This is a genomic window from Pseudomonas sp. SJZ131 (assembly GCF_007828705.1).
Lineage (GTDB): Bacteria > Pseudomonadota > Gammaproteobacteria > Pseudomonadales > Pseudomonadaceae > Aquipseudomonas > Aquipseudomonas prosekii.
Window position 1 is genome coordinate 1,406,437 of record NZ_VIVC01000001.1, and the last position, 16,943, is coordinate 1,423,379.

Consider the following 16,943-nt stretch of genomic DNA (forward strand, 5'->3'; position numbering starts at 1 on the left):
TCACTGTTTCAAACCTGAAAAACCCGCACATGTTGCGGGTTTTTCTCGTTTCAGGGTTCGGTGCGAGAGATGCCTGCACGCACGTGACTGCAGAGTCGTTTTAAGGCTGGGCGTTCGCGTAGCAACCTGTAACCCGCAGCGATGATCAAACTTGAACGTCCGCATTTTTCATCAGTCAGTGATCCCTGTATCAAGACTTTTGTGCAGACGATTGAAGCAATCGGTCGTCGATGACACTGTCTTGGAAATTTTTTTTCGTTTGCCAAACAGGAGTGCGCGATGCACCAGGCTGATCAGGATTTCAACTATTGGTGGAACACCTCCGGCCCGTGGGTCGAAGAGCCCAACGTGCGCCGAAGTGGTACCAGCGGCGTGCAGCGCGTCATGCATAACGGCACCACTGTTTACGTCAAACGCCAGACCGGGCACCTGTTTCGCAGCCTTAAATACCCGTTCGGCCGCCCGACCGTGCTGCGCGAAGGCAAGGCATTGTCCAAACTGCAGGAACTGGGCGTGGCCGCGCCCCAGCCGATTTTCTACAGCGCCAAAAAGATTGACGGCGTTTGGCAGGGCCTGCTCGTGACCAAGGACCTGAACGGTTTTCAGGACCTCGACACGTGGTACGACAATGGCGGGCAAGCCCGTTTGAGCGAACACGAACACCTGCAATTGCTTGAACGTCTGGCGACCCTGCTGGCGAAAATGCATTTGGGTCGCTGGCAGCACGGCTGCATGCGTTCCAAACATGTTTTCATCAAGGAACGCAACACCGCTGCGGGTATCGAGGTGGAACTGGCGTTGCTCGATCTGGAGAAATCCCACGGCCGCGCCACCACTCTGAGCGCCGCCCGTCACGATATTCCGCAACTGCGCCGGCATTCGTACTGGAGCGTCGCGGAATGGCGAACGTTTCTTGCCTGCTATGAAAAGGTTCTCGGCCAGCCGCTGGGCAGCGACGTCCACGCAAACGTGCAACCGCGACGCCGGGCATTAAGCTAAGATTTGCCGCTCCAAAGGTTCGCGGCGCTGCCAATGTGCACCGGAACGCTCAATGCAACGAGGGAAAGACCATGCAGCACGTTACGCCGAACCGCTTTATAACGGGCCTGCTCGCCCTGTTGCTGCTCTGCGTGACGTTGCCGGCCCTCGCTCAGCCCGACCCCGCGCAGCAAAGCAATTCGCGCAGCCTGCCGGAGCTGACGGAAACCGCGAGCCTTGATGACCTGAACAATCAGCTTGACCTGATCCGCCAGAAAGTTTCGGTCAGCGCCAACGACGACTTGCTGTCGAGCCTGCGCCAGGCTGCGTTGCAGGTGCAAAAACAGGCTGACAGCCTGACCTCGCAGCAAACCACCGACATCGAGCATCTTGACGAGCAGATCAACATTCTCGGCCCGGTTGAGCGCGATGAAGCGCCGACCATCAGCAGTCAACGCAAAGCACTGACGGCACAAAAGAACCGCCTGCTCAGTGACCAGAAACAGACCAGCGGCCTCAGCCAATCGGCCCGCGACCTCGCTACGCAGATCTTCAGCCTGCGCCGCAGCCTCTTCGATTCGCAGATCAGCACGCGCTCGGCGAGCCCGCTGAGCACGGAATTCTGGTCGAGCATTATTCGCCCGACCGACGATGATCTGGGGCGTTTGCAAGGCCTGCTCAAAGACGTCAAAAACGTGTTCACCACCGCCATGGCGCCCGGCAATCGCCTGCAATTCATCGCCGTGGTGCTCGGTGCGCTGTTTATTTGGGTGGTCGGCCGACGCTTGCTCGAATCGTTGCTGATCCGCCTGATGATCCGCTGGTTGCCTGAAGGTCGGCTGCGCCGCAGCGCTTTGGCACTCGCCGTCGGGCTGGCGACCATCCTGACCATCGGCGCCGCGACCGCGCTGCTGATCTGGGGCATCACCAGCAACGCCGCGCCGTCCGCCGATGTGCTCAACCTGCTCAACCAGTTGCAGACGTTGATCATTTTCTGCGCCTTCATCGTCGGCCTCGGCCGCGCGTTGTTGATGCTCTCGCATCCGTCCTGGCGCCTGCCGCAGATTCCGGACCAGATCGCTTCCGCCATGGGTCAGTTCCCTGTGGTGCTGGCCCTGGCGCTGATGCTCATCGGCACCCAGGAACGGATCAACAGCGTGATCGCCAGCAGCCTGGCGCTGACCGTTGCGGTCAACGGCCTGACCGCGCTGGCCGTATCGCTGGTGTTTTTCTTCGCCCTGCTGCGCTATCGCCGCACCCGGCGCAAATTTGAGCTGGAACGCCTCGCCGGTTTTGCCGGACTGATCCCGTTTGTCGTCGCGGTGTGGGTGGGCTTCAGCCTGCTGGCGTTGCTTGCCGGTTACCTGACGCTGGCGTATTTCCTGACGGTGAAACTGCTGTGGATCAGCGTGGTGTCGGCCACGGCTTATCTGCTGATCGCCTGCTTTGGCGACCTCTGCGAAACCCTGCTTTCACCCAAGCAACCGGGCGGTTTGGCGCTCGGCGCAGCACTCGGTTTGTCGCCGCGTCACCAGGCGCAGGCGAGCACGGTATTGGCGGGGATTGGCCGCACGTTGCTGTTGTTTACCGCAGTTTTGCTCGCTTTCCTGCCATCCGGTTCCAGCCCCGGCGAATTGCTCGAAAGCTTCACCCAGATGGATCTGCGCAACAAACCGCTGGGTAACCTGAACATCGTACCCGGCGACATTCTGCTCGCGCTGATTCTGCTGGTCGCCGGCCTGCTCGGCATCCGCGCACTCAAGGAATGGCTGGGCGACAAGTTGCTGCCGGAAACCAACATGGACGCCGGCATGCGCGCCTCGCTGGTGACGCTTGTCGGCTACATCGGCGTGGTGCTGGTGGTGATGGTCGTGCTGTCGACCCTGCGCATCAGCCTGACCAACCTGACTTGGGTGGTCAGTGCGCTGTCGGTCGGTATCGGTTTTGGCCTGCAAGCCATCGTGCAGAACTTCATCTCCGGCCTGATCCTGCTCACCGAACGCCCGGTCAAGGTCGGCGATTGGGTCAGCCTGGCCGGCGTCGAGGGCGACATACGCCGGATCAACGTGCGCGCCACCGAAATCCAGATGGCCGACCGCTCGACGGTGATCGTGCCGAACTCGCAATTCATCACGCAGAACGTGCGCAACGTGACGATGGGCAACGCGCTGGGCGTGGTCGGCATCACCCTGACTTTGCCGCTGGAAACTGACGTGCTGAAGATTCGTGAACTGCTGATGGACGCTTTCACCGAACACGAAGCCGTGCTGGATAACCCCGCGCCCTCGGTGACATTCAAAGACCTGACCACCGCCGGACTGGTGATCAGCGTCAGCGGCTACGTCAATAGCCCGCGCACCGTCGGCGGCACCCGCAGCGACTTGCTGTTCACCGTCCTCAGCCGCCTGCGCGACATGGGCATCGCCCTGTCGTCGCCGCAAAGCATGATGCTGATCAGCGAAGGCGTCGAAAAAACCCCACCCGTGGTCGAGTAATCCGCGCAACGGGCGCTCGATTCAATCCTCCGAGCGCCCACTCCCTTCTCGGTCGCCGACATAATGCCTGCCGAGCGCAAACGCCGGCAGCCACGACTCGCGGCGCACCGTCCAACTTTCGTAAGTGGGCTGCAACTGGTCCGGCACATCCAGTGCACCGAGGTTCACTTCGATTTCGTCACCGCTGCGATTGAACACCGACGAGCCGCAACGCGGACAGAAACACCGCCCGGCGTAATCACGCGTTTCCCCCTCAATCGTCACCGCCTCCTGCGGAAAAATCGCCGACGCATGAAACAGCGCGCCGTGGTACTTGCGGCAGTCCAGACAATGGCAGAGGCCGACTCGATACGGGCGGCCCGTGGCCTCGAATCGCACATCGCCGCAGAGGCAACCACCGGTAAATCGGTCCATGCCAGGCTCCTTTTGATCAGGCGTTGGGGACTGATTAAAAGTAGCAGTGATTGGCTGAGGGTGGCCGTGAGTGCGGCGAACGGGGGATCTGCTGCTGTGAGTCGAGCTGATATCATTCGCGCAATTACAAGCTTGGGTGGAAATCATGAACCGTCGAAAGAAAATTCAGCAGCTGTTGAAGGCTCACGCGAAGAAGGCCAGCTCCAAATTGGCGCCGGTGAACAAGGATAAATATGTGAGTAAGGCGGATCGGGCGAAGTTGCAGGCTGAGGCTGAGGCGGATCAGGGGGCTGGGGGTTCTGGTTCTGATGAAGGTTGAGTGCTGAGGCGGTAGTTGCCTGCTGATATTTGGGTGGATGCCAACTGCGACTTCGAATTTTAAAAGTAGCTCCAGATGGGAAGAGCTTTTCGCGGTGGGCAGCGTTCGGCCAACAGCTACCGTTCGAGAAATGCCGCTTCTGACCCATTTCAGACACCAATTCACGGGCCACTGGTATAGATGAGCACAGCTATGAATGCTGCGAATGGAGATAGCAGAATCAGGCCACCGACGACAACTGCCCAGCTCCAGGCAAAACCACTCTCCCCCTTAAAACGGCCGCCACTCAGCAAGCCCAACACAAACACGCCAATTCGGTGAGCTATCAAATCGATAATGAAGTCCATTGGCCCTTTCTCCTTGCCGGTTTTCCATGAAACATCAGAACGTCAGCTTCTGGCCGACATGGGCTACTCATGGAGGTCAACTGCCGGCCAAAAAGGTGGGTGATCTGGGAAAGGCAACGGCGAGATGAGCTAGGCCTCCGGCATCATCACTCAAGGACGACCGTCATGCTCGATAGCATTGGGCATAGCAGCCAGAAGACTGGCTGCATGTTCAACCGACGCGTAATGCAACCGAAGCATCAACGATGAAGACTGCTGGGTGGCGCTTTACGGATGTTTCTGCCCTTTGGGTACCCGACCTCAGGTTTAAGGAATGCCCGCCGATAAAAGTTGCGTCCGTCTATGGGCGCTATTAATGGGATTAGGGATATGCACAGGATGATGAGCAGCGCGGTGGCGCTGTTGCTGGTATTTGCGGCAGGCAGCGCTATGGCAGCAAGTTTTGATTGTAAAAAAGCTGCAAACTTCGCAGAAACGTCCATATGCCAGGATGGCTACTTAAGCTCCGTAGACAGTGCCCTGGGCCGGGAATACCAAAAAGCGCTGGCTAACACCGCCGATCCTGCCCGCCTACGCCAGCTACAGCGTGAATGGATCACTGAACGTGACCAATGCACCTCGCAGAAGTGTCTCGATAAGGTACTGGGCTCTCGAGTCACCTTCCTTGAAAATTATGTCAACGTTGAGAGAGACGCGGCCGATAAGGCTGAGGAACAAACCCGACAAGATCAACGAAACGCAGAACGCCACGCGGAAGAAGTCGCATCAGCTAAACGCACAGCGGATTACAACCTCGCGAAGGAACAATCTCGGCTGCAACGAGAACAGGAGTACTTGAAGCAATCAAAGACTGCGGTCGCGTCCGCAGCACCAGTTCATCCAGCGGCAGCTAATCTGGCAACGGCGCCGCAAAGGAGTACTCCAGCTCAACCACTAGCTGAGAAGCCACTCTTCCAAAGGATGTGGCAAACGTTCTGGTCTGGCCCTGCCTGGAAATACACCCTGCTGATCGGGTTCCTGATTACTTGCTGGACCGTCTGGCTTCACCATAAAGAGACCGCGACAATCTATAACGACTACACAGATGCAGCCATCACGAACCTGCTACCGGCCGCCGGCGTGATAGCCGCCCTCGTCATGCGTTGGCTGGAACTGCCAGGCCTTATCCAGGCGATTGCCTTCACCACTGGGGTTCTGCTGGGTATTAGCTACGCTGTCTACGCGACCCTCAGAATCAACCAAGGCGCGCTCAATATCGCGCTGGTGATAATTACCAAGCTCACGATCATATCGGTGTTCTTCGCGATTATCGCCATGCTGGTTGGCTCCCTGTTTTCAAATAGCGGCCGGCGCAAAGGGGAATCGCAGGCACGCACAGCTGCACGCCATCGACGTGAGGCCAAGCAAAACATCGCATTTATCGCAGCTCTGTCCGTCGCCTATACGACATTGACCGTGTGGTTGTGCCGCAGCCCAGAGTTCACCTCGATCGGTGACTGCCTGGAATTTGAGCGGAATCCCGAAATGGCATAAGTCTGGGAATCAGGTTTGCACTTTAAAAGTTGGGTGCCCATCGTGGGCGCCTAATCTTCATAGCAATGGCCAGAAATGCAAATCACAGAATTGAGTAATACAAAGCAGTAGGCTGTTTAGAATTGTCAAAATTCAGAGATGTCTTGCAACCTTCGCGGCCGTAGACACGACAGTGGATATTTGATCACAAGGGAATGAGACCCATGCTGACGGCTAGAAGCGCACTCGACAGTTAGCCGCTGATGTCTCTACGCTGATCGATCTGGTGAAAGCACACCATTAAAAGGAGCAGTCATGTTGGTAGTTGCCATTGATCGAGATAGCGTTCATGCGGGAGATGATCTGGAAAGTCATGCAATATCGATCACACTCGATCAATCAGCAACACTGCGCACCTTGATCGGAGTGATACAGGATATGGACTACCTACCTCGTATCAGTGGAGGCAAGGCCACTTGGGTTGTTTATTCATCTGGCAAACCGTTAGGTGTTTTAGCCCAGCAATGGCCAGAACCTAAATTGGTCGTGCGCCCCGAGAGCATCGTGGATCAATATTTCGGAAATATCGAGCCTCGCCTACTTTTCAGATATTGGTGTCAGGCAGATCCAGATGAGGTCTTTTCGGATGCCCAGGCCGGAAATGAACTGCCATCACTATTTTAGGATGGGCAGCAGGCATTGCTTTAGATCAATGCGGTTCAGATTACTGCTGTGAGTCGATAGCTGCCTCCCGTGAACGACTGCTTCTGGCCAAACGCTGACAGCCATTCCCACTCCATGCCCCCAGTCAAGAACCCGGACCGGTCATTTCATCGTCGGTCAGGATGCTGATAAGCAGACGTCCCGAATCGATCTGCAGGGCGCCGGCCATACAACGTTTGTAGCTTGTTCCCAGCACCATCGCACTCAACCCATAGTTAGAATCGTTGGCGATGCTGATCGCATCAACGTCATCCTCGTCGGGGATGATCGTCAGCACGGGGCCGAATGTTTCCTCTCTTACCATGCGCATCCGATTGTCGGCACCCGTGAAGATTGTGGGCTTCACGAACCACCCGGCATGCCAGCCTTCCGGTCGACCTTCGCCACCTGCCAAATCCAACTATCGGCCCAGCCGATCCATACCTTCAAATTATCGATTTGAGCTACAACCCATCCGCCCCGACCATAGGCCCACTCCCAACAACAAAAACAAAGGACCCGCCATGATTGCCCGATTCTACAATCCCGTTGATACGCGTTTCGGCTGGGGCAGCCTGCTGGAACTGGCCGAGATCACTGCAAACCAAAAAGTTGCCCTCGTGACTTTTCCAGAAGCGCGAGGGCTGGGGCTGGTCGATCGCATTGAGGACTTGCTGGGCGAGCGGCTGGTGTATGTGATCGAAGATGTGCAGCCCAATCCCGACGTTGCCCAGTTGCGTGGTACTTACGAGCGATTTTGGCACGAGGCCGGCGAGTGTGACGCGGTGATCGCGGTCGGTGGTGGCAGTGCAATTGATACGGCGAAGGCGTTGATCGTCGGCACTGAATCGGGTCGTTTTGATGAATTGCTCGCTTTGCTGGCGACCGGCAAACCCTTCGTTCCGGCGCGCAGCAAGGTTCTGATTGCGGCGCCGACCACGGCCGGTACCGGCAGCGAAGTGACGCCTTGGGCGACGATCTGGGATTCGGCGAGCCACAAGAAATACTCGCTGCACCTGGAATGCACCTGGCCCAAGGTTGCAATAGTTGACCCGGAATTGATGCTGACTGTGCCGGGCAGCGTCACCGTGTCCACCGGTCTGGATGCTTTGTCCCACGCGCTGGAGTCGGTGTGGAATGTTAATGCGAATCCCATTTCGGACACCTTCGCTGTGTCGGCGATTGCCGACATCCTCGAATGCCTGCCGCTGCTGCGTCGCGACCTGTCGAGCAAGGAGCTTCGCTCGCGCATGGCATTGGCCGCGCTCAAGGCTGGTTTGGCTTTTTCCAACACCAAAACCGCCCTCGCCCATTCAATTTCCTACGAGATGACCCTGCACTACGGCCTGCCGCATGGCATCGCCTGTTCCTTCACTTTGCCGCTGGTGTTGGGGCTGGCCTGGGGTCACGACGCGACCCGCGACCGCACGCTGCAACAGATTTTCGGCACTGATCTGAAGAGGGCGCAGGAGCAGTTGCGTGAATTCCTGCATAACCTTGACGTAAAAACCGAGTTTTCTGATTACGGCGTCACGGCGGCGCAGGCCGACCAAATGATCAACTTTGCCATGCAGGGTGCCAGGGGCAAAAACTTCATCGGGTCGCAAGCGGCGTGAGTCTTTAAGACAAAAGAGAAGTTCTGTTCAAAACAAAACCAGCACTGTCAGCGGCATGACGAGCCGCGACGATTTCCTGCAGCACTCATAAAAGAGTGCACCCGCCGATGCCGATCGGCGAGCGCGAACAATAATAAGGAAAAGATCATGAATCGTGCCCAAACCATGCCTGCTGTAGCCGTCCACTCCGCCTCATTCCGAGTCGCTCAATGGCGCATGCTGTTGGCGGCGATGTTCTGTTACCTGTTTTTCTATACCGGTCGACAAACGTTCGGCTTCGCCATTCCAGGCATTCAGGCCGAGTTCGGTTTTACCAAGGAACACCTGGGTTGGGCATCAGCCGCCATGTTGTGGGCCTACGCCATTGGCCAAGCCATTAATGGCAACCTTGCGGACAAGTTCGGCGGGCGCCGGATCATGACCGCCGGCGCGGTGTTGTCCTGCGCCGCCAACTGGGTGACCAGTTTCGCCAGCAATTTCGCAGCGCTGATACTGCCGTGGGGCATCAACGGTTATTTCCAGGCATTGGGCTGGGCGCCGGGCAGTCGGCTGATTTCCAACTGGTGGAGTGCCGGCGAGCGCGGCAAAGTGTATGGCTTATATGTCTTCGCCGCCGGTTGCGCCTCGGTACTGTCTTACGTGACGTCGATTGTCGTGCTTGAGGTGATGCATCTGGAGTGGCGTTGGATCTTTCGTTTGCCCGTGTTGCTGATGTTGGCGGGCGGCATTTTGTTTTATCTGGTTGCGCGTGAACGTCCGCAGGACATGGGTTTTGAGCCGCTAGCCGATACCGGCGTTGCCAACGCTGATGATAAAAATCATGAAGTGGCGCACGGCGAAGTTGAAACTTCGGCGCAACGCTATAAAGCCGTGTTGAAGAACTTTCGTTTGATCATCGCTGCGGTCTCGCTGGGTTTTCAGAACGCTGCGCGTTACGGCTTGATTGTCTGGGTGCCGGTGCACTTTCTCGGCGCCAACTGGAAAAGCGGCGACAGCATGATCGATCCGAAGTGGATCACTGTTGCACTGCCGGTCGGCATGGCGATCGGCGCTCTGAGCAACGGCTGGATCTCGGACAAATTGTTCGGCTCCAAACGCTATCTGGCGATCATGCTGTACATGGTCCTTGGCGCCGCCACCAGCCTGTGGATGTGGACCCTCGCACCTCATAGCGCTACCGGGCTTATCGCCTTGTTCCTTTGCGGATTTTTCGTCTACGGCCCGGCGTCGAGTTTCTGGGCGCTGTGTCCGGACCTGGTCGGGGCGAAACGCGCGGGCACGGCAACCGGCGTGATGAACTTCTCGTCCTATTTGTTTGCCGGCCTGGCAGAACCGCTGATCGGCAGTATGCTCGACAGTACCGGTAATACGTCGCTGATCTTCATCGTGGTAACGACGGCATGCCTTTGCAGTGCAGTGGTCGCGTTGTTCATTCGGCGCTGACGTAACGGCGATTAACTTGAATCAACCCTCGCGGCTCAGGAACAGTGTTTTTTATGTACCAGTACCACAAGTGGTTACGTTCTTTTCACGCGGTCGCAAAGACTGGCAGTTTCACCCTTGCTGCCGAATACCTGAGCGTCGGGCAGCCGACGGTAAGTGAGCAGGTCAACGCGCTGGAAAAGAAGTTCTCAGTGGAACTGTTCCATCGTCGAGGGCGCTTTGTCGAGATGAGTACGGCAGGTCACAAACTCTATGCGATCACCCAGGGCCTGTTCGGCCAGGAGGATGAAGCGGTGCAACTTCTGCAAAGTTTCAAGCAACGCAAAACCGGCATGTTGCGCCTGGGCGCAGTGTCCCCGCCCATCGCAATGAACCTGACATACGAGTTGATGCAACGCCATCCCGACATTGAATTGGAAACTTCGTTTTCACCTGAAAAGGAAACGCTGGATCGACTGTTCAACTTCGATATTGATGTGGCGATCCTTGCACTTTCCGAATTCGATCAGCGCTTCGATACACAGCTGTACCGGCGTTATCCGATCATTGCCGTGGTGCGCGACGACCATCCGTGGGCCAGCCAAGAGATTGTGCACGTCGAGCAAATCAGCAATGAAAAATGGGTGCTGCGCGAGAAAAGCTCGCGGACGCGGCAATTGGTCGAAGAAAGCTGCAAGCGCCTGGATGTTTCGCTGAACTGCGTGATGCAGTTGAACAGTCGCGAAGCCATCGTGCATGCCATCGCCAAGGGCATCGGTATTGGTTTTGTCTCTGCCGTGGAATACGCCGAAACGCCGGGGACGAAACCGATCACCTTTGTAAATCATCCGTTTTCCATCGACTACCACTTGTGTTGCCTGGGTATTCGCAGGAACCGGCCGATGATCGCGGAGTTGTTCGACTCAAGTCCCGCAACGCTTACCTGATATGTAACGCCCTCTGAAATATGCAGGCCTACTTCTCGTTAAACGAGAGGGACGGCCTCCCCTTACCCTGAAAGTGGAGATAAACCATGCATTACCAACAACCCGCCAAACTGCAAGCCGTGGTCCTTGACTGGGCCGGTACCGTCGTTGATTTCGGCTCCTTCGCGCCCACGCAGATTTTCGTCGAGGCTTTCGCCGAGTTTGGCGTGGCGGTTTCGCTGGAGGAAGCGCGCGGCCCGATGGGCATGGGCAAGTGGGACCACATCCGCACGTTATGCAACCAGCCGCAGATAGCCGAACGTTACCGTACGGTGTTTGATCGCTTGCCCTCCGATGACGACGTCACCGCGTTGTATGAGCGTTTCATGCCGCTGCAAATCGAGAAGATCGCGCTGCATTCGGCACTGATCCCCGGCGCTTTGAACGCGATTGAGGCGCTGCGCGACCAGGGTTTGAAAATCGGCTCCTGCTCAGGTTATCCAGCCGTGGTAATGGCAAAAGTCGTGGAGCTTGCCCGGCAAAATGGTTACGTCGCTGACCACGTGGTTGCGACAGACGAAGTGCCCAACGGTCGCCCGCACCCGGCACAAGCGCTGGCCAACGTGATCGCGCTCGGTGTAAGCGACGTCGCCGCATGCGTGAAAGTCGACGACACCTGGCCGGGCATTCTTGAGGGACGTAGCGCCGGCATGTGGACCGTCGCGCTGACGTGCTCGGGCAACGCGCTGGGGCTGACTTACGAAGAGTACAAAGCCCTGCCCGCCGACAAACTGGCAGGAGAACGCGCACGTATCAGCAAGATGTTCGAAGGCGCTCGCCCGCATTATCTGATCGATACGATTGTCGAATTGCCGGCCGTCATTGAAGACATCAATGCGCGACTGGCGCGCGGTGAAACGCCCCAGGGTTGCTGATAGCTCAATACCGTAGCCGTCGCTGGGGCGGCTGTTTCGCGGACAGATCCAGCCGCTTCACAGCTCCCGAAATCGTCGCTCGAAATCATTCGCCAATTGTTCAAGCGTGACGCTGCCCAGGCGTTCAATCAGCAATGCCTGCGCCGCGTCAAACGCTTCGGTGAGCGCGGCATTCACCGCTTGTTCGACCAGGCATTGTGGATGGTCGGTCGATAATCCGATGGCGAACAGCGAGGACGAGCCCAGCGCCTGGTGGATGTCCAGCAGGGTCATTTCTGCCAGCGGCTTTGCCAGCGTCCACCCTCCTCTGTGACCTTTTTCCGAGCGCACATAACCCTCTTTCTTCAACAGCGCCATGGTCCGCCGAACCACCACCGGATTGGTGCCGAGCATCTGCGCGATGGTGTCGGACGTGGCCGGTTGGTCGTGGCGCGCCATGTGGATCAGCACGTGCAGCATGCGCGACAGGCGCGTGTCATTTCTCATCGATGCGGTTTCCTGAATGTGCGCCGGCGAGTATCGCTCGATACAGCATAAGTTACGAGACTGTTGACACCTGAACTTCATGTAACTTACGTTGTGTCTAGATTTCTTCGAGCAGGTCGAAGATCGACGGAGACTGATTCATGACTTACGACGTGATCATCGTTGGCGGCAGCTATTCCGGCATTTCCGCAGGTTTGCAACTGGCCCGGGCGCGGCGGAAGGTGTTGATCATCGATGCTGGACAACGCCGCAACCGATTCGCCGACAGCTCCCACGGATTTCTAGGTCAGGATGGCCGCGACCCTGGCGCGATAGTCGACGAGGCTCGCGCGCAATTGCTGGCGTATCCAACCGTGGAGTGGCTTTCGCAGCCCGCCGTTAAGGCAAACCGCGGCGATGATGGATATGTGATCACCGTCGCCAACGGCGAACAATTCGCGGCGCGGCGCTTGATTCTCGCCACGGGCGTGGTTGATGAACTGCCGGATATTCCAGGGCTGCTGGAGCGTTGGGGGCGGCGTGTGTTTCATTGCCCGTATTGCCACGGCTATGAATTGGACGGTGGGCAGATTGGCGTGTTAGCGGCGTCGCCAATGGCTATGCATCACGCGCTGATGTTGCCGGACTGGGGGCCAACCACGCTGTTGCTTAACGAAGTGTTCGAACCGGATACCGAGCAATTGGCGGCGCTGGCCAAGCGTGGCGTGACGCTAGTGACCGAACCCGTATTGTCGATCGGCGGCGAGCACGCCGAGGTGACTCTCGCCAGCGGTCGTGTGCTGAAATTCGCAGGATTGTTCACCCAGCCTCGGACGCGCATGAGCAGCCCGTTGGCAGCGCAATTGGGCTGCGAATTTGAGGTCGGGCCGACGGGTGATTTCATCAAGGTCGATGCAATGCGCGAAACCAGCGTCACCGGCGTGTTTGCCTGCGGAGATGCAGCGATAGGTGCGGGCAATGTCGCGATAGCGGTGGGTGACGGCGCACGTACCGGAGGCGCGGCGCATCAATCGCTGATGTTTCGCTGAACCCGCGACGTTCATTCACCCCAACAGCAAAAAAGCCCGGCTGATGAGGCCGGGCTTTTCGTCGAGTCTTACGCTGCAACCATGCATTCAGACTGCACGGCGTTCGAGCAGACGTTCTGCGCCACCTTCAGCAACCAGGTTGCCTTTCAGACGATCCGAACCATCCGCTGCAACGGCATCGCTGAACAGCGGGTCGGTTTGCGTAGCGGCGGCAACCGCGTCGCTGAACAGTGGATCGGTTTGCGTAGCGGCGGCAACCGCGTCGCTGAACAGACGATCCGAATTATCCGCAACTGCGCGTTTTTCCAGCAGGCGATCAGCGCCACCTTCGGCGACGCGGTTCTGCATCAGACGATCCGAGCCGCCTTCAGCGACCACAGGTTGGGCAGGAGTCGCTGCGAAAGCATTCAATGCGAAGATCGAGAAAGCGATGCCGAGGATGGTTTGGCGTTTCATTTTCGTGTGCTCCGTGGAGTGGTTTGGAATGGAGCCGATCTTACGCCGCGCTGCCGATATGAGAACTTCATTGAGTTAATGGTTGTTATTGATTCGATTAATGACTGGGGAATTGGGCGACTTCTTCCTTTTCCAAGCAGCGGTATGCCGTGGCAGCGCGGTATGAATCATCCAAGATGCATGACGTGAGTAGCACGGTCCTCATTCGACCGTTGAAATCCGCAACGCAGATAAAATGCGTCGCCCTCCGGGGTATCGGTTGATAGGCGTAGCACATTAAATTGCTGACTAGCGCGCTCGACTAGCGTGGCTACCAGCAATTGTCCAACGTGCTGTCCGCGTGCTGAAGCTGCGACATACAACCTGCGCAACCTGCCGGTCTCAGTTGGCGCATAGGGGTCAACGGTAATGCCACCAATCCCTATCAGGTTATCGCTCTGATAGGCTGCCATCAGGCACTCACCCGGCGCATCGAAGCGGTTAATTCCGCTATGCCATTCCTCAATCAAGCGAGTGAGGAAGCGGAATCCTTCGGCGACCGCTTCTCTCTCCAGCGCGGCGATTTGCACCGGAAGATGCAGGATCTGTTGAATCTGGATCTGTCGCATTGATCATCCGTGAAATGAAAAGAAGCCAGTTGGCAGAAAGAATGTATCGACGCGAACTTCAGTCATGCCGGTTTCGGCCTACTGCGATACCCGCGACAACACATCAACAACACCCGCAACCATCGTCTCAGCACTCTCCACCCCATCAACACGCAACACCGGCGCCTTCTGCCGGGATAACCAGGCTTCGTGCCAAGCTCGATTGCGTCCTGAAAAATCGGGATCGTCGTACTGCGAAGCCCATTCGCGAAAAGCCACATGTAATCTCGTGCATGTCTCCGCCAGGGGCTATCCGATTGCCGAAGCGCTGCGTTTCCCGTGCGGCCAGGCGTTCAAGGCGAATCGGCGTCGGCGTCACGACAAACACAATCAGATCGGCAGGAGCAATCAGCGCCTCTCCCCAGCCCATACATGAGCCGCTCAGCACCCAATCTTCGTCAGCGAATTTTTGCTGGATCAGCGACACGCGCTCTTCGGCAGGTCGTTTGTTGGTGAAAGGCGGATTGGTCGGCATCCAGTAAAAATCATCGACATCGACATGCCGTACACCGAGCAGCGTTGCGAGGTTTTGCCCCAGCGTGGTGACGCCCGCACACGAGGCACCTGTGATGTACATCCGCACTTTTTCCTCCATGAATATGAGCCGATTTTGAGGTCGGCAAGATATCGCATACCTCACCTCAGTGCCGCACTCAAACTTCGCAAAACCCTCAAAGCAACCGATCAGTGGCAGAATCCCCGCAACTTGATTGTTTTGGAGACCAGCATGCTTCGTGTATTTGAACGAAGACTCGACCCCTTCCCGCCTGACGAAGTGCCACCGCCGCCCGCCGGCCTGGCCCGGTTCCTATGGGCCTGCACGCGCGGCGCTCGCGGTTACATCCTGGCGCTGGCGCTGCTGAGTGCCGGTGTGTCGATTTACGAAGCGTGGCTGTTTTCGTTTCTGGGGCAGATCGTCGACCTGCTCTCGACCTGGCAGGCCGGCGGTGAAGCGGCGGCGCAGGAAAGTCGCGTGTTGTGGGGCATGGGCATTGTCATGGTGACCAGCGTCGGGCTGGTGGCGTTGCGCACGATGGTCCAGCACCAGGTATTGGCGATCAACTTGCCGTTGCGGCTGCGCTGGGATTTCCACCGGCTGATGCTGCGACAAAGCCTCTCGTTTTTTTCCGATGAGTTTTCCGGCCGCGTTACCACCAAGGTCATGCAGACTGCGCTGGCGGTGCGCGACGTGCTGTTCACCATGATCGAAATCCTGCCGGGGATCGGCGTGTATTTCATCGCGATCATCGCGCTGGCCGGCGGCTTCGCGCTGAAGCTGATCCTGCCCTTCATGGCCTGGTTCGTGTTGTTCGGCTTGGCCATGTGGTATTTCGTGCCGCGTCTGGGCAAAGTCGGCCAGGAGCAGGCCAACGCACGGTCGATGATGACCGGGCGAATTTCGGACGCGTACACAAACATCACCACGGTGAAACTGTTCTCCCACTCCAATCGCGAAGCGCATTTCGCGCGTGCGGCGATGGAGGATTTCAAGCAAACCGGTTTCCGCCAGATGCGCCTGGTCAGCCAGTTCGAGATCGTCAATCAGGCACTGGTAGTGGCGCTGATCATGTCGGCGGGCGGTTATGCGCTGTGGCTCTGGCATGCCGGCGCGGTCGGCGCGGGGGCGGTGGCGGCGATCACGGCGATGGCGTTGCGGATCAATGGCATGTCGAACTGGATCATGTGGCAAATGACCTCGCTGTTCGAAAGCATCGGCACCGCCCAGGATGGCATGGCGACGCTGACCCTCGGCACCAAAGTGCAGGACGCGCCGGATGCGGGCGCGCTGCAGACCACCGGCGGCGCGGTGACTTTCAACAATGTCAGCTTCAACTACAACGGCGAGCGCCAAGTGCTCAGCGGCCTCAACCTGAATATCCGTCCGGGCGAAAAAATCGGCCTGGTCGGGCGCTCCGGTGCGGGCAAATCCACGCTGATCAACCTGCTGCTGCGTTTTTACGACGTCGACAGCGGCGAGATTTGCATCGACGGGCAAAACATCGCGAAAGTGACGCAAGACAGCCTGCGCGCCTCAATCGGCATGGTCACGCAGGATACGTCCCTGCTGCACCGTTCGATCCGCGACAACATTGCCTACGGCCGACCCGACGCGACCGACGAACAAATCCGCAGCGCCGCCGCCAATGCGCAGGCCGACGAGTTCATCAGCCAACTCAGCGACCGCCAGGGTCATAGCGGCTACGACACCTTGGTCGGTGAGCGCGGCATCAAGTTGTCGGGCGGCCAACGCCAGCGCGTGGCGATTGCACGGGTCATGCTGAAAAACGCCCCGATCCTGCTGCTCGACGAGGCCACCAGCGCGCTGGACTCGGAAGTCGAAGTTGCGATCCAGGAAAGCCTCGATGAAATGATGCAAGGCAAAACCGTTATCGCCATCGCCCATCGCCTGTCGACAATTGCCGCGATGGACCGGCTCATCGTGATGGATGACGGGCGCATTATCGAACAGGGAACGCACAGTGAACTGCTGGCGAAGAATGGCGTTTATGCGCGGCTTTGGCAGCATCAGAGCGGTGGTTTTCTGGGCGAGGATAAAGGCGTGATTGAGGCGTTGGATCAGGTTTGAACAGTGGAGCGCGCCGAGCGATGCCCGGCGCGCTGCAGTCGATTGATCACTGCTGGCAGCTCTGATGTCAGGT

The 16,943-nt window shown here is 57.9% G+C and carries 17 protein-coding genes and 1 pseudogene; 11 read left to right on the forward strand and 7 right to left on the reverse strand.

The window, feature by feature from the left end; genetic code table 11:
• Positions 1-279: 279 nt before the first annotated feature.
• Together FBY12_RS06085 and FBY12_RS06090 are read left to right on the forward strand one after the other, a co-directional pair.
• Positions 280-999 (forward strand): lipopolysaccharide kinase InaA family protein, encoded by a 720-nt coding sequence (locus FBY12_RS06085; RefSeq protein ID WP_145251987.1) that lies wholly within the window; start codon positions 280-282, stop codon positions 997-999.
• A 71-nt stretch (positions 1,000-1,070) separates the two neighbouring features.
• On the forward strand, positions 1,071-3,473 hold the full coding sequence (locus FBY12_RS06090; protein WP_145251989.1) for a DUF3772 domain-containing protein: 2,403 nt from the start codon (positions 1,071-1,073) through the stop codon (positions 3,471-3,473).
• 21 nt (positions 3,474-3,494) lie between these two features.
• On the opposite strand, the gene FBY12_RS06095 is transcribed toward FBY12_RS06090, so the two are convergent.
• Positions 3,495-3,887 (reverse strand): GFA family protein, encoded by a 393-nt coding sequence (locus tag FBY12_RS06095; protein ID WP_145251991.1) that lies wholly within the window; start codon positions 3,885-3,887, stop codon positions 3,495-3,497.
• A gap of 145 nt (positions 3,888-4,032) precedes the next feature.
• Between FBY12_RS06095 and FBY12_RS06100 the strand changes: the two genes are divergently transcribed.
• Positions 4,033-4,206 carry a DUF2986 domain-containing protein gene (locus tag FBY12_RS06100; protein WP_145251993.1) on the forward strand — a complete coding sequence of 58 codons (174 nt, stop codon included), beginning with the start codon at positions 4,033-4,035 and terminating at the stop codon, positions 4,204-4,206.
• 161 nt (positions 4,207-4,367) lie between these two features.
• On the opposite strand, the gene FBY12_RS06105 is transcribed toward FBY12_RS06100, so the two are convergent.
• Positions 4,368-4,553 (reverse strand): hypothetical protein, encoded by a 186-nt coding sequence (locus FBY12_RS06105; RefSeq protein WP_145251995.1) that lies wholly within the window; start codon positions 4,551-4,553, stop codon positions 4,368-4,370.
• 378 nt (positions 4,554-4,931) lie between these two features.
• Between FBY12_RS06105 and FBY12_RS06110 the strand changes: the two genes are divergently transcribed.
• Together FBY12_RS06110 and FBY12_RS06115 are read left to right on the forward strand one after the other, a co-directional pair.
• Positions 4,932-6,086: a lysozyme inhibitor LprI family protein gene (locus FBY12_RS06110; RefSeq protein WP_178111723.1), complete on the forward strand. Its 1,155-nt coding sequence runs from the start codon at positions 4,932-4,934 to the stop codon at positions 6,084-6,086.
• Between the two features lie 294 nt (positions 6,087-6,380).
• Complete coding sequence (locus FBY12_RS06115; protein WP_145251999.1) at positions 6,381-6,749, forward strand: hypothetical protein; 369 nt, start codon at positions 6,381-6,383, stop codon at positions 6,747-6,749.
• A 124-nt stretch (positions 6,750-6,873) separates the two neighbouring features.
• Here FBY12_RS06115 and FBY12_RS06120 read toward each other — a convergent pair whose 3' ends face one another.
• Positions 6,874-7,134 carry an aldehyde dehydrogenase family protein gene (locus FBY12_RS06120; RefSeq protein WP_256663265.1) on the reverse strand — a complete coding sequence of 87 codons (261 nt, stop codon included), beginning with the start codon at positions 7,132-7,134 and terminating at the stop codon, positions 6,874-6,876.
• Positions 7,135-7,291: 157 nt separating this feature from the next.
• Here FBY12_RS06120 and psrA point away from each other — a divergent pair, with 157 nt between their 5' ends.
• The 4 genes from psrA to phnX all read left to right on the forward strand — a co-directional run bounded on the left by psrA (position 7,292) and on the right by phnX (position 11,666).
• On the forward strand, positions 7,292-8,383 hold the full coding sequence (gene psrA, locus FBY12_RS06125) for an iron-containing alcohol dehydrogenase PsrA (protein ID WP_145252003.1): 1,092 nt from the start codon (positions 7,292-7,294) through the stop codon (positions 8,381-8,383).
• A 147-nt stretch (positions 8,384-8,530) separates the two neighbouring features.
• Positions 8,531-9,826: an MFS transporter gene (locus FBY12_RS06130; protein WP_145252005.1), complete on the forward strand. Its 1,296-nt coding sequence runs from the start codon at positions 8,531-8,533 to the stop codon at positions 9,824-9,826.
• Between the two features lie 53 nt (positions 9,827-9,879).
• Positions 9,880-10,752, forward strand: coding sequence for a LysR substrate-binding domain-containing protein (locus FBY12_RS06135; protein ID WP_145252007.1), 873 nt, complete (start codon positions 9,880-9,882; stop codon positions 10,750-10,752).
• Between the two features lie 86 nt (positions 10,753-10,838).
• Positions 10,839-11,666, forward strand: coding sequence for a phosphonoacetaldehyde hydrolase (gene phnX, locus FBY12_RS06140; RefSeq protein ID WP_145252009.1), 828 nt, complete (start codon positions 10,839-10,841; stop codon positions 11,664-11,666).
• Positions 11,667-11,723: 57 nt separating this feature from the next.
• On the opposite strand, the gene FBY12_RS06145 is transcribed toward phnX, so the two are convergent.
• Complete coding sequence (locus FBY12_RS06145; protein WP_145252011.1) at positions 11,724-12,152, reverse strand: Rrf2 family transcriptional regulator; 429 nt, start codon at positions 12,150-12,152, stop codon at positions 11,724-11,726.
• A gap of 140 nt (positions 12,153-12,292) precedes the next feature.
• On the opposite strand from FBY12_RS06145, the gene FBY12_RS06150 reads away from it, so the two are divergent.
• Positions 12,293-13,180 carry an NAD(P)/FAD-dependent oxidoreductase gene (locus FBY12_RS06150; protein ID WP_145252014.1) on the forward strand — a complete coding sequence of 296 codons (888 nt, stop codon included), beginning with the start codon at positions 12,293-12,295 and terminating at the stop codon, positions 13,178-13,180.
• Positions 13,181-13,267: 87 nt separating this feature from the next.
• On the opposite strand, the gene FBY12_RS06155 is transcribed toward FBY12_RS06150, so the two are convergent.
• From FBY12_RS06155 to FBY12_RS06165, 3 genes and pseudogenes are all read right to left on the reverse strand, one after another.
• Positions 13,268-13,636, reverse strand: a complete 369-nt coding sequence (locus FBY12_RS06155) for a hypothetical protein (RefSeq protein ID WP_092280446.1) — start codon at positions 13,634-13,636, stop codon at positions 13,268-13,270.
• 167 nt (positions 13,637-13,803) lie between these two features.
• The gene (locus FBY12_RS06160) at positions 13,804-14,244 is read right to left on the reverse strand and encodes a GNAT family N-acetyltransferase (RefSeq protein WP_101209472.1); all 441 of its coding nucleotides are present in this window, start codon (positions 14,242-14,244) and stop codon (positions 13,804-13,806) included.
• 78 nt (positions 14,245-14,322) lie between these two features.
• Positions 14,323-14,866 (reverse strand): annotated as a pseudogene (locus FBY12_RS06165) (adenylate kinase).
• A 144-nt stretch (positions 14,867-15,010) separates the two neighbouring features.
• Here FBY12_RS06165 and FBY12_RS06170 point away from each other — a divergent pair.
• Entirely contained in the window at positions 15,011-16,870 is a 1,860-nt protein-coding gene (locus FBY12_RS06170) for an ABC transporter ATP-binding protein (protein ID WP_145252016.1), read from the forward strand.
• Positions 16,871-16,943 lie beyond the last annotated feature (73 nt).